The organism is Methanohalobium sp. (assembly GCF_018609725.1).
Taxonomy (GTDB): Archaea; Halobacteriota; Methanosarcinia; order Methanosarcinales; family Methanosarcinaceae; genus Methanohalobium.
Map to the genome: position 1 here is coordinate 1 of NZ_JAHENT010000126.1, position 12615 is coordinate 12615.

12 protein-coding genes, 1 tRNA gene and 2 pseudogenes are annotated in these 12615 nt (G+C 33.8%); 9 read left to right on the forward strand and 6 right to left on the reverse strand.

The features are described from left to right. Both QZ276_RS08360 and QZ276_RS08365 read left to right on the forward strand, forming a co-directional pair. Nucleotides 1–556: pseudogene (locus tag QZ276_RS08360) on the forward strand (IS5/IS1182 family transposase); the annotation flags it as partial. Between the two features lie 14 nt (nucleotides 557–570). Further along, nucleotides 571–1134 (forward strand): transposase, encoded by a 564-nt coding sequence (locus tag QZ276_RS08365; RefSeq protein WP_292487083.1) that lies wholly within the window; start codon nucleotides 571–573, stop codon nucleotides 1132–1134. Nucleotides 1135–1207: 73 nt separating this feature from the next. Here the strand turns inward: QZ276_RS08365 and QZ276_RS08370 are convergent, their stop codons facing one another. Further along, a complete protein-coding gene (locus QZ276_RS08370; RefSeq protein WP_292487065.1) occupies nucleotides 1208–1366 on the reverse strand; it encodes a CGGC domain-containing protein in 159 nt (52 codons plus the stop codon). Between the two features lie 440 nt (nucleotides 1367–1806). Here QZ276_RS08370 and QZ276_RS08375 point away from each other — a divergent pair, with 440 nt between their 5' ends. Together QZ276_RS08375 and QZ276_RS08380 are read left to right on the forward strand one after the other, a co-directional pair. After that, nucleotides 1807–2904: a (Fe-S)-binding protein gene (locus QZ276_RS08375; protein WP_292487067.1), complete on the forward strand. Its 1098-nt coding sequence runs from the start codon at nucleotides 1807–1809 to the stop codon at nucleotides 2902–2904. 217 nt (nucleotides 2905–3121) lie between these two features. After that, nucleotides 3122–3361 carry an arsenic resistance protein gene (locus QZ276_RS08380; protein ID WP_292487069.1) on the forward strand — a complete coding sequence of 80 codons (240 nt, stop codon included), beginning with the start codon at nucleotides 3122–3124 and terminating at the stop codon, nucleotides 3359–3361. 28 nt (nucleotides 3362–3389) lie between these two features. Here the strand turns inward: QZ276_RS08380 and QZ276_RS08385 are convergent, their stop codons facing one another. Then, on the reverse strand, nucleotides 3390–3665 hold the full coding sequence (locus QZ276_RS08385) for a zinc ribbon domain-containing protein (RefSeq protein WP_292487071.1): 276 nt from the start codon (nucleotides 3663–3665) through the stop codon (nucleotides 3390–3392). Between the two features lie 204 nt (nucleotides 3666–3869). Between QZ276_RS08385 and QZ276_RS08390 the strand changes: the two genes are divergently transcribed. Both QZ276_RS08390 and QZ276_RS08395 read left to right on the forward strand, forming a co-directional pair. Further along, nucleotides 3870–4262, forward strand: coding sequence for a VOC family protein (locus tag QZ276_RS08390; RefSeq protein WP_013193840.1), 393 nt, complete (start codon nucleotides 3870–3872; stop codon nucleotides 4260–4262). A 107-nt stretch (nucleotides 4263–4369) separates the two neighbouring features. Beyond that, nucleotides 4370–4783 carry a pyrimidine dimer DNA glycosylase/endonuclease V gene (locus tag QZ276_RS08395; RefSeq protein WP_292487085.1) on the forward strand — a complete coding sequence of 138 codons (414 nt, stop codon included), beginning with the start codon at nucleotides 4370–4372 and terminating at the stop codon, nucleotides 4781–4783. Between the two features lie 25 nt (nucleotides 4784–4808). Here the strand turns inward: QZ276_RS08395 and QZ276_RS08400 are convergent, their stop codons facing one another. Beyond that, a complete protein-coding gene (locus tag QZ276_RS08400; RefSeq protein ID WP_292487075.1) occupies nucleotides 4809–5111 on the reverse strand; it encodes a heterotrimeric replication protein A subunit in 303 nt (100 codons plus the stop codon). A 318-nt stretch (nucleotides 5112–5429) separates the two neighbouring features. Here QZ276_RS08400 and QZ276_RS08405 point away from each other — a divergent pair. Both QZ276_RS08405 and QZ276_RS08410 read left to right on the forward strand, forming a co-directional pair. After that, nucleotides 5430–5654: pseudogene (locus QZ276_RS08405) on the forward strand (hypothetical protein); the annotation flags it as partial. 462 nt (nucleotides 5655–6116) lie between these two features. After that, nucleotides 6117–8072, forward strand: coding sequence for a PAS domain-containing sensor histidine kinase (locus QZ276_RS08410; protein WP_292487077.1), 1956 nt, complete (start codon nucleotides 6117–6119; stop codon nucleotides 8070–8072). Nucleotides 8073–8078: 6 nt separating this feature from the next. Here the strand turns inward: QZ276_RS08410 and QZ276_RS08415 are convergent, their stop codons facing one another. Continuing rightward, nucleotides 8079–10226: a PAS domain-containing sensor histidine kinase gene (locus tag QZ276_RS08415; protein WP_292487087.1), complete on the reverse strand. Its 2148-nt coding sequence runs from the start codon at nucleotides 10224–10226 to the stop codon at nucleotides 8079–8081. A 1034-nt stretch (nucleotides 10227–11260) separates the two neighbouring features. On the opposite strand from QZ276_RS08415, the gene QZ276_RS08420 reads away from it, so the two are divergent. Continuing rightward, nucleotides 11261–11503 (forward strand): hypothetical protein, encoded by a 243-nt coding sequence (locus QZ276_RS08420; protein ID WP_292487079.1) that lies wholly within the window; start codon nucleotides 11261–11263, stop codon nucleotides 11501–11503. Nucleotides 11504–11516: 13 nt separating this feature from the next. On the opposite strand, the gene QZ276_RS08425 is transcribed toward QZ276_RS08420, so the two are convergent. Together QZ276_RS08425 and QZ276_RS08430 are read right to left on the reverse strand one after the other, a co-directional pair. Continuing rightward, nucleotides 11517–11588 (reverse strand) — tRNA-Gly (locus QZ276_RS08425). Nucleotides 11589–12006: 418 nt separating this feature from the next. Then, the coding region (locus QZ276_RS08430) for a transposase (protein ID WP_292487081.1) at nucleotides 12007–12615 on the reverse strand (609 nt) is incomplete at its 5' end.

Here is a 12615-nt window from a genome sequence, read left to right on the forward strand (position 1 = left end):
AAACACTGTCACTGTTGCCAGAGAAGTCGGGTCTGTGGGGATGGAACAGATGAGTATCGATGGGTCTGTAGTTAAAGCGTCTGCATCCAATAACAGTACTGTTACAAGAAATGAACTGGATGTTATCGAAAATCACATCGACAAGATGCTGAAAGAAAGCATTGCAACTGATGAACTCGAAGATGAACAATTACAAGACTGCAGAGGCTATGACCAGCTTGATGAAAACGGCAAAAACCGAGTTAAGTCTGTCTGTAAGAAGTATGCTGATAAGCTTAATAATGCAAATCAGGATAAAAACTTGAAACACCTAGATAACGTAAAGATAGCTAAGTACGAATCCGTTAAAGATGATGTTAGAAGATTTAGTTTAACTGATCCTGAATCAAGGTTTATTAAGAACAAGAAGGGTAGAATCGAACTGGGATATAACACTCAGATTACTGTAGACCACAAGAGTGGCATTATACTTGCTAATGATGTATGCCAACAAAGAAGTGATGCTCATCAGCTTAAACCACAACTTGAACTTGTTGAAAAGTACTGTGAAGATTAAGTAAAGGGACCAAGATTTGTGCTGATAGTGGTTACATTCATGAGATAAATGTACAATACTTGAAACAAAAAGATTTAGACCCTTATATACCGGAACAATCCGATAAAGATAACATAAAAAAGATGAGAAAAAGTAAACAAGGAAACCGGTTCAATGTTTCTAATTTTATATATGATGAGCAGAGGGATGTGTACATCTGTCCTGACTACCGGATTTTAAAATATTCATATGAAATATATGACGAAAAAAGGTCTCAAAAACGTTGGGTATATAGAGGTACTCATTGCAGAGACTGTAAATCAAATCAACAGTGTACAAATAGAAAAAATAGAATCAGGCAACTGAAGGTTAATCATCTATCTCGGGATAGGAAACGACTGAAAGAAAAGATGAGTACTGATAAAGCGCAATCAATCTTTAAACAGAGAAAATATACTGTGGAATCGGTTATAGGAAACTACAAACAAAATCTAAGGTTCAGGGAATTTATTACAAGGGGATTGAATTCAGTTAAAAACGAGTTTAACCTGGTATGTGCTGCTATAAACCTGAAAAAGGTTTGGTTGAATACCGGGTAATACAAATGATTGATTCAAAATCAATCATTGTATTGTAGAATAACAAAAACTTCAAAGCTTAACCGGTGAAATATTATAACTTAATTAAGGATTGTTGGACAGGCTGTTTAGTCGTTGGTAGCTGACCCTCAATTCCTTCAAATGCAAGTTTCCTTTCTTTCATCACTTTAAAATCTGTTGTAGCCGGACACATGTCCTCTGTTTGCTGACATCTGATTAATCCAACTTCCATACTCTTCCTCCGTTATCTCTTATCTAAAAATTATAAATACACAAATATCACATAACATGTTCTTTTATAACTTGACCAAAAAGTACACTCGGGTCTAGAATGATTTTTTGGATTTTACCTTTTACAAAAAAATTACAATTGTTACGCGATATCTGATATTTAAAACCGATGATAAAATATTACTTAATCGTTTTGGCAGGGTGATTGCAAAATTAAAGATTGGAAAGTTAATCGATAATAATAAAAATTTAAATGATTTTAACTGCTAAAATTAATTATAATGAGATAAATGACCATTATCAATATTGTTGACAAAACAACACTATTGATAAGGTCTAAGTCGTTTTGTTAGATAACAGGGTTTATTATATATAATTCAGAACATATAGGTTGATTCATAAAATTATCTACTAATATAAATTAAAAATTCAGGTAATATCATGGGTGATTACAAACAAGCAGTTGAATCCTGTATCGACTGTAAAAAGTGTTGGGACGTATGTCCAGTTACAAAGGTTATAGGTAATGAATACACCCCACAGGGTAAAATTGAGCTCCTGTCTAAAGTAGAATCAGGAGAAGAACTGAGCGAAAAAGAATTTGATAATATTTACCTCTCATCAAGATGCGGTGCATGTGATGATGTTTGTCCTGTAGATATACCTATTAAGGATATAATACAGTATGAAAGAAATATACTTGCAAAGCAAGGTAGAGAACCGGATAAAACAAAATATATAGTCCAGAATATACTCCAGCACAATAACCCTGGTGGAAGAGATGATTCAAAAAGGTTTGATTGGGTAAGTGATGATTTAAAACTAGCAGAAAGTTCAGAGATAGGGTACATGGTAGGTTGCTGGATAGCTCATGCCAGACCAGAGATAGCAAGGTCTACAATCAGGGTTTTGAATGCTGCAGGTATTGAACCTATGCTGATGGACAAGGAAAAATGTTGTGGCCTGTTCCTTGTAGATAATGGTCATTTCGAAGAGATTAAAAAGCATGCCAGAGAATACATCGATTATATTGAATCACTAGGAATTAAAAAACTTATAGTTTCCTGTCCTGGTTGCTACAGAACAATCAAAGATAGCTATCCAAAATTCTACAGGGAACCGAAGTTTGAGATAGTTCCAGCAGTAGCAGTGTTTGAAGAGCTTCTTGATGAGAAAAAAATAGTTCTGGAAAATAAAGTAAACATTTCAGCACCCCTTATAGATGCCTGTCATCTGAAAAACATGCGTGATAGTCCAAGGAATATTCTCAAACAGATAGGTGTTGATACCACTGAGATCTTTGATGGTGAAGTTGTATGCTGCGGGGCACCTGCAGGTTTAAAACCAAATTATCCTCAAACATCAGCAGATATAGCCATGCTATCAGTAAATAAATCCAAGGAAACATCAGACCTTATGCTTTCTTACTGCCCTTTCTGTATCTATCATATAAGTGGTGTATCAGAGAATATGGGTGTGGATATACAGATAAAGGATATATCTGTACTCCTTGATGATGCGATTGGAAAAAGCAAATAATACTATCACAAAGTTTTACATTGATTGGCTTTTTTGACCAATCATTTATATCACCAAAAATAAAAAATTATGAATAGAAATGGACTCATTTGAAAAATACCAGTCATTGGTTATTTTAGCTTCAGTAATATGAGGGTTGCTCCTTGGGTAAATTCCTGTTGTTGGAATATATGCTGAGTTTTTAATTGTCCCGTTTCTTATCATAATGCTGTGTGGTATGTTTTTACAGATACCTCTTAACCAGCTCAAAAATTCGTTTAGAAATTTCAAGTTTGCAGGGATAAGTCTTGCTATCAATTTTATACTTAATCCATTACTTGCTTTTATACTTGGATTTGTATTCCTTCAAGATTCACCAGCACTATGGATTGGCTTCATTATGCTCATGGTTATTCCATGCACCGATGGTACCTTGTTTTTACAGGATTATCGAAAGCTGACGTACTCCCACGGATAAATCCGTGAGGTTCTGTGGTCAGTGGGCGTTACACCGTTGCCACTTGCAGGGCGCCAGTACTCCCATCTGATACATCTCTGTCTGCACCGCATTGATCACCGGAGCGCATAGCTATATTAAACGCCGCGTTTACATCTGCATGGCCAACGTGCCCACAATGAAGACACTTGAACGATTCATCGTTTCTAATACCCAGATAACCACATCTACTGCAATCCTGCGAGGTATATTCAGGATTTACAAATTCAATACCACTGTTGCCCCACTTTCGTAATTGTTCGATATGAAGGCCTAGATGGTACAAAGATTGAAAATGCTACTGTAAAAAGCAACGATTCTTACCAATATTTCGGTTATGACCACTGGACCGGTGTACCTGCTACTGATCCAGTATTACTTGCTGGTATATTAGGAATCGCTATTCTATTGTTTATTAGGAAAGAGAAGAAATAAGTAGTATTGATTAAACATCTGATAAGGACCTATCTATTATGGGAGGGGATTAAAAATGTTTAAACGAATTGACCATGTTGAGATTATACCGACTGATTTTGAAAAAGCTTTGAACTTTTATCAGGATGTATTAAACTTCAAACTCTGGCAGAGACAGGAAGTGGATATGCCACCTCTACAACAGATAGCTTATTTGACATTAGGGGACACCATGCTGGAACTGCTCCAGGTTGAAGGTAACAAAGAATCAATTGTAAATTACTGGGGAATAGGTTACAGGATGATGGCTCTTGAAGTTGATGATATGGACGAAGCAGTTGAATATCTTGAAAACCAGAATGTAAAAGTAACTTGGGGTCCCATAGACCTTGGAGGTACTAAGAGAGCAGAAATCCAAGACCCAGATGGAATTAGTATCGAATTAAGGGAATGGTCTAATAAAAGTTAATTTCGTTGTAAATAATAACTTCATATAGCCTCATATTGGTTTATCGTTTTCTTAACATATGCGGTTTCTACATTTAATATTTTTTAAAATGATAAGGGAGGTTCTAAATACAGACATTTTTACCATATCCAAGTTTTATAGAATCAGCGAAATCTCTGGATTATAGGAGATTAGGAAAACAGCGTGTAGAAGCTTATCAGATATTAAAAAACCTGATTCGGGAACGTGATAGATGGTACAATCATCCAGCTGTACAAATGTGGATAAATCATGAAGAAGCTTTGAAATTTTATTATGACACGATTTTGATAGAATGGATCAAAAGGGGATATGAAAACAATATGCCTTTTATGCTGGTCAACAGGAATGAACTGGTTTTCCCCGAATGGCTCGGGAGTAAAGATTTCCACGATTCACATAAAAGCAATCTATTGAGAAAAAATTATGGATATTACTCCAGATTCAACTGGAATGTGTCAGACGATTATCAATATGTCTGGCCAAACAGAAAAGATAAATGAATATTTTTCAGAAACCATCGCAAAATCATCTTGATGATGGATAATAGTACATTAATTCTCCGTAAATGTCTATTATCTCCCTATCGATATTCTTTTTCTTGCCAGAACTTTCTAAATAAGAATATGAGTATGGACCTTCGATTATATTCATGAAGTCTTCAGGGTCATATCCTCCATAACTTATCGTAGTTATAGTCTCATCATTCGAGTCCTTGGGGAGAGCGGTACTCTGAACAACAGATATTTTAGGAACATTTTCAATAATCTCCCCATCAATCCATATGGTAAACGAAAATCCATCGCTTACTACTTTTACTTTTTTCAGCATATTTAATACTCACTAAATTGAATTTGAACTGACCATCAAAAAACATTTGGGTCTATTTGAACTAACCTGTCAATTATTTTGCCTTTAATATTTGTTGTATTTTTAATATTCTCCAAAGGATAAGCGAAAGATTTGATTTCCTTGACATTTTTGAATGATTTGTAAGTCCAGTATACCTCCCCATTTGCATTTGAAATATTGTTGCTCTCATCCTTCCAGAACCATGATTTTGTCAAACCACCAAGATTTCTCAGGAAAGCCGCCGCTGCAAGAAACCATTTCTCGCAATGTCTGAGCAAATTATTGGTAGAGAGATACGATGTTAATGGTGCATTGAATATCTTAAGAAAAGTAGTCGGTGATTCCTGTATAAACAGGATAACCGATAGAGGTCTCGTCAGCAGACCAGAGAGAATAAGGGTTACTTTTGAACCTGAAAAGCGACCAGCCTTCTCTCGAATTAAATTGTCAGCTCAACCTGACAAGCCGACGACTTTACTGCAGTCGTTGGTAGCTGACGGCCAGACATTGTCCCAGATGTGAAGAATTATACGGTCCAACCTCAAAGTTCTGTTCCAGAATGGTAAAAGGGACTTGATACGTGTGGACATAAAAATTGAGCTTTAACTTAAAAAACATTGACTAATAGTTCAAAACCAGATATAAATCAAAAATATTTAGTAATATATCCATGTTTGACTATGTTTAAGGGAGTTGCAAACGATTGGATTATGCCCCCACTCAAGCCCCATTCGTTTATCTATTTTTTAGCAACTCCCATTGTAATCTCTTAATAAAAAGAGATTATAAACATTACAAATTTTTCTATTTAAATTCTGTTAGTAAATTTTTATTAATTTGAGCTTTTTGATTGGAGCCATATATTCATTAACTATTTATAATGTAAAATAGTGGATTTTAGGATAACGTTAAATCGAATCCTAATATTTATTATACATTTTCACCCGCCTTATACCCTCTCGATTATTATACAGGTAATTCTGGATGAAAGACGAAGATAAATCTAAAAACGAATTGATAAAAGAACTTAAATCATTTCGAGAAAAAACAGCCAAATTAGAGGAAGTAATCTCACAACCTGAAAATAGTAATTTAACTGTTTTTTCCCGGGAAAACGTCGTAGATTTTTATCATCTTTTCAATAACATGAATGACGAAGCTTTTGTCCTTGATTTAAATGGCCATCTTTTAGAGGTTAATGATACTGCTGCTCAAAAGCTGGGATATACAAAAAGTGAATTACATTCAAAAAAACCTCATGATATAGATGCACCGGATTATACTGAAAAAATCGAAAATCTGATAGACCAGATACCAAAGAGCAAACAGATAACATTTGAATCTGTACATATTACAAAATACGGAACCAGAATACCAGTTGAAATAAATTCTAAACTTATCCAGTATAGAGGTCAACCTGCAATTTTGAGCATAGCACGTGATATTACTGAAAGAAAAAGAGCAGAGTCCAACGAAAAAAGATACAGATTACTTTTTGAAAGCGCGGATGATGCTATTTTTATCTTGGATAGTGATTACAATAACCTTGGATATATTGTTGATGCAAATCAGAAAGCAGCAGAAATGCATGGTTATTCCTTGGATGAGATATTAAATATGCATATAACGGATCTTAATTCTAAAGATTCAGCAGATGACTACCCCAAAAGAATCCAGAAAATTGTTAATGGTAAATGGTTCAAAGGAGAACTGACTCACCAAACGAAAGACGGTACAATTTTTCTTGTAGAAGCAAATTCTGTATCAGTAGAACTAGATGGTCATAAATATATACTGACTATTGAAAGAGATATTACAGAACGCAAGGTAACTGAAAACAAGTTGGTTGAAAGCGAAAAGCGTTTCAGAACACTGGTTGAACAGGCAGTGGATGCCATTATAGTGCATGATTTTGATGGGGATATCATATATGTAAACGAACTTGCGTGTGAAGACCTTGGTTATACAAAAAGTGAATTGCTATCGATGAATATCACCGATATAGATCCAAATGCAATTGATATAGATATTGCAAGAGAAAAATACTGGGATAATTTATCACCGAATAGCTCTCATAGAATAGAAACATCTTATAAATGCAAAGACGGAACGGTTTATCCTGTAGAAGTAAAAATAACCCGTATTGATCTGGATGGTGAACCTGCAATAATTGGTTTTTCCCGTGATATATCTGTGAGAAAAGTGGCGGAGGATAATCTAATTAATGCAAAACTGGAGGCTGAATCTGCAAATCAGGTCAAAACTGAATTTATCGCCAATGTGAGCCATGAACTGCGTACTCCACTTACTTCTGTCATAGGTTTTTCAAATGTACTATTAAATGGTAAATTGGGAGAACTAAATGTTCATCAAGAAAAATATCTAAATAAAATTTATAATAGCGGACAGAATTTACTGGACCTTGTCAATGATTTACTCGATTTGTCAAAGATAGAATCAGGCAATTTCAAAATAGATTGGAATAAAGTAGATATCCACAAACTTATCGATGAACAGATATCAACGTTATATCCTTTCGTATCTGAAAAAGGATTAAATTTGGACAAAAAATTTTATTCAGATATGCGGTATATATATGCTGATGAATTAAAACTCAAACAGGTGATTTATAACCTTTTATACAACGCTATAAAATTTACAAATGAAGGTTCTATAGATATAAAAGTAAACCAGACGAAAAATGATTACAAATTTTCGATTATAGATACTGGCGTCGGTATACCAGAAAATAAGCAACAAGAAATTTTCGAGTCATTCAAACAAGTTGATTCGAGTTCAACCCGTCGATATTCGGGAACAGGTCTCGGGCTTACATTAGCAAAAAGATTGGTAGAGATGCATGGTGGAGATATAGAAGTTGAAAGTGAACTAAGTAGTGGAAGTAAATTTACTTTTACAATACCCAAACATACGGATTAATATCTTTTAATTTGACTTTTTAATTGTTATCCAGAATACAGAACCTTTGCCTTTTGGATTGTCATTAATACCCACATCACCATCATGCAAATCTACAATTTTTTTAACTATAGCAAGCCCAAGTCCACTGCCATTTATATTCTGGCTGCCAGAACGTCTGAACCTGTCAAAAATATAGGGTTTTTCAGAATCAGGTATTCCTGGTCCAGAATCGTTTATCTTGATTTTCCAGTAATTGTCACTATTAACTATATCTAATAGTATAGAACTATCAGGTGGACTATATTTTATAGAATTATCAATAAGATTAGATAATGCCTGTTTAATCGTTGAATTAGCTTTTGCAAAACAACTTTCATTACATATAAAACTAATATCTATATTTTTGTTATCAAGGTCACTCTTAAAATCATCTAAAAGGCTGTTGATCAATTTAACTAAATCCAAATTATCAAATTCTATATTATCCATGCATTCTATCTTTGCAAGTTTTCCAGCATTTTCAACTAAATTAAGAGCTTTTTTATTACTTTTTCTAATCCTGTCTAATATCCAAAGTTTACTTTCATCTATTTCTTTTTTGTAGAGAATATCTGTATAGTTTTTAACAATGCCTATAGGATTTAACAAATCGTGTCTTAAAACATCTGCAAAAACCTGTTTTGTCTCATTTAGATTTTCAAGTTCTTTGGCATATTCCTGCAATTTATACTCATTTCTTTTGTTAGAAGTCACATCATCCATTATGATTTGAGCTCCTCTAATATCATTATTGGTATCTTTTAAAGGTGAGACGTGAGCTCTTAAACAGGCGTATATTCCCCATTTAGATACATATTCTTTTTCAAAAGAACTAATTGTAATCCCAGTGTCCAAAACAGTTTTTATTGATTCTGAAAAACCAATTTCAACAATAGGTGGATATTTTAAAACGTTGATTTTTTTAGTGTATTCTTCACCAGGGGATCCCATCATTTTCACAATTTCTGGATTGACATATTCTATATTACCATCTTTGTCACATGTTAAAATCCCTATAGGCGCATTTTCAGCAAGATTATAGAAGCTTTCTTCAATTTCTAATAACCTTTCATCAACTTTCTTGCGTTCAGTGATATCACGTATAAACTCGACTACATAGGATATATTCTCATTTGAGTTATCAAAAACAGGATAACTGTAAAGCTCAGCCCATTTGTTTTCTGTTGATGTATTAGCATTGATTATCTCAAATTCTGATTTTCCAGTATTTAAACACCGCCGAGTTGGGCATTGTTTACATGGTTTATCTCTATTATGAAATACAGAATAACATTTTTTTCCTTCAAATGGTGAATTTTCTTTATAGTATTGCCTAACTATATTATTCACGTACCTTATATTGAAATCTGTATCAAGTACAATTAATCCATCTTGTATGCTTTCGAAAACATCGGATAAAAGTTTGTTTTTTTTATTAAGTTCGTTTTCCGCGATTTTCCTATCAGTTATATCGTTAAATATTGTAACAAAATATCCATAGGATGTTGAATAAGCCAAAATTTCGTAATACTTCTTTAATGGTTCGGAATATTGTTCAAATTTAATGGATTCTCCGGTTAATGCTACTTTTCCGTAAGTTTCTTTGAAAGTAGTACTTTCAATCCCTGGTAATACTTCAGTTACACATTTTCCGACAATGTTTTCTGGACTTAATCCTATAAGGTTTCCAAATGCAATATTTACATCCAAAAAAACATAATCTATGGGGTTTCCTACAGAATCTGTTATAACTTTATGTAGCGCAAAACCGTTCAATGATTTATCAAAAATTTCTTTGTAATTGCCCTCTTTTTCTTTTAATCTATCTAATTCTATTTTCTTATCGGTTATATCACTGGCAGAACTTACAATATATTTTATACCGCCATCTGAACCAAATACTGGTTCTTTGGTTATAGACAGATATCTCTTGTAACCATCACGATTTTGAATCCATTGTTCATGAAAAACTTTTTCTTTGTTTTTTATAAGGGTTTTATTATTATCCAAGCATTTTTCTGCTTCATCTTTTCTAAAAATATCAAAAAGGTTTGCAGATTTCAATTCACCTTTTTCAAATCCTAAAAAATCAGCATGAGCTTTATTTACTTCTGTATAGGTTTCTTCATCGATGAGATACTAATATTGTATATCTGTATGTTCTAATACTAGTTTTGCATCCTCATGTTCCATGTAATAAAGCCTTCTAAACTCAATAATATGAAAACGTTAGTGAAATGAATTTATAACGAACATAATAATTATTATATTTATAATTTAAGATTTTATTTTAATTTTTTGTACAAACTATGTAACCTATTGGAAAACAATTGATAAAAATTAAATGAAATTAATTAATAATGGATAACCAACAATTATTTCGAAGCAGTTGAAAATTTTAACGCTTGAAAAATAAAAGCATCATTTATTATATATATTTATAATTTCATAGTAAAGGATAGATACAGAAGTAGAGAATGAGGGAAAAACTCTACATCTGTTTTGAAGTAGTGGACGAGCATCCTAATGGTTGAGTGGGGGTTTAACTTAACCATCGGGGAGATGTGGTTTAAAGTAGTCAAATTGGTCTTATCTGCCCAATCTGTAATTTGGGGGGAGTTATACAGGTTGGGTGGCTAATCACCATTGCATATGTCTGATGTATTGCAAATCCACACTCTCAAATCTAAATTATCTATATTTTATATAGTTGTTCTGGTTTTTTGACTTTGGAGAACTGAATTTAAAAATAGTTTAATATGTAGTCTGATTAAAATTCATATTACTGATTTTTCACCCTTCATCCAGAACTTATCATACATCTTCAGCATCGTTGCGACAAGAACCTCATCAGGCCATGAAACAGCATTACCTGTGGTAATTACCAGATCGACATTATCATAAATATGCTTACGAAGAAGGGTTGCAGGGGTAGAGAAAGCCCATGAGTTTAGAGCTTGTCCGACAATTCGATAATATTAATTTATTTTATCCATCATTTAAATAAATATATAATAAAGATTAGTTTATTTATTAATGGCATTTCTCCGATGATCCAAAAACCAGACACGGATGCTGTCACTTGATATAAGAGAAACGATTGGAACTGATAATTTACGTTACGTGGTAGGTCCCTTTGTAGAATATATCCACTTTAACATTAATTGTTGGACAGCCTGTTTACTCGTGGGAGAGCAGTCAGTGCAGTCTATAGGAAGAAAATATCCAAAACATGGAAAACAGTGCACCTTTTTAATTATCTGGCATTCTACATGGTATCTATACATGCACTATTGATAGGTACGGATTTTTCATCAACGGGTATAAAATTATTATCAATTGTGATGATGATAATTGTTGCCGGGGTTTTTATTGATAAACATTTAAAGAAAAGTATATTAAAAATATAATGTATTAAAAACATGCGGCTGCCGGGATTCGAACCCGGGTTAGAGGCTTGGGAAGCCTCTGTCATGACCACTAGACCACAGCCGCTTACTTGATATTTAAAAGTAAAATCCACAAATTATTGAACAGGGTTAATATTTAAACTAGGGTTAGCGATATAAATTTATAACCTACATGATTACAAACATTTTTACTAATACAAAAATGTAACTAATTATATTCCTTTGATGTACTACTCGACTTCATCGTTGACAAAATAAAGGTTGCGATGGCCAGGATTTTATATAAATATTTTAACTGGAAATTAAATTAGCGGTATAAAATGCATAATATTTGATTTATTTTTAATCAATTAAGCGAATTGATTGCGTTGTAGCTCATTTCCAGCAACAAAGCGAAAAATGACTACATCATTTTAATTTTATATAGGGTAACCCTTCTTTTATACTTTTTCTGACTGCTCTTCCACGGCTAAATCGTGGAGTTCTCTTGAACCTTGAGAGCCTCAACCTTTTATCAGGTTGAGCATTTGCTGATTCATAGACGGTACTTGCGAACCGGTACCGAGACCGGACGTAGAGGTACCATCTCCACAGCCGTTCATTCCCGCGAGCCCCACGGTATGCTTTGCTGAGTCATAGTGTGATGATTTTGTCAGAATGTTTATAGCAGCATTGAAGTCCCTGTCGATCTCTAATCCACAATTACTGGAGTGGAACGTTCTGTCCTCTAGTTTCAGTTTCTCTTTCTTTTTAGTTCCGCAATGAAAACAGACCTGGGTAGTGTTGTTGGGATTGATTTTGTCTACAATCTTTCCTCTTTCAGCAGATTTGTATGTTACGTGCTGGATCAGTTTGTTCCAGCTTACATCGGAGATAGATTTAGCTAATCTATTGTTTTTGACAAGGTTCTTTATTTTCAGATCTTCAAATACAATCAGGTCGTATTTATCCACCAACAGTTTGCTCAGGCAATGCGAGAAATGGTTTCTTGCAGCAGCAACTTTCCTGTGAATCCTGTTCACTTTCTGCTTCTGCTTTTGATAATTGTTTGATCTGAATTGCATCCTGGACAATTTCTGCTGTTCTTTAGCCAGTCTCTTCTCGGCTTTCCT

What these genes read in the sequence shown, in the direction of transcription:
- QZ276_RS08400 (WP_292487075.1), bottom strand. Translation starts at nt 5,111, where the DNA reads ATGCTGAAAAAAGTAAAAGTAGTAAGCGATGGATTTTCGTTTACCATA.
- QZ276_RS08380 (WP_292487069.1), top strand. Translation starts at nt 3,122, where the DNA reads ATGTTTTTACAGATACCTCTTAACCAGCTCAAAAATTCGTTTAGAAAT.
- QZ276_RS08375 (WP_292487067.1), top strand. Translation starts at nt 1,807, where the DNA reads ATGGGTGATTACAAACAAGCAGTTGAATCCTGTATCGACTGTAAAAAG.
- QZ276_RS08390 (WP_013193840.1), top strand. Translation starts at nt 3,870, where the DNA reads ATGTTTAAACGAATTGACCATGTTGAGATTATACCGACTGATTTTGAA.
- QZ276_RS08410 (WP_292487077.1), top strand. Translation starts at nt 6,117, where the DNA reads ATGAAAGACGAAGATAAATCTAAAAACGAATTGATAAAAGAACTTAAA.
- QZ276_RS08370 (WP_292487065.1), bottom strand. Translation starts at nt 1,366, where the DNA reads ATGGAAGTTGGATTAATCAGATGTCAGCAAACAGAGGACATGTGTCCG.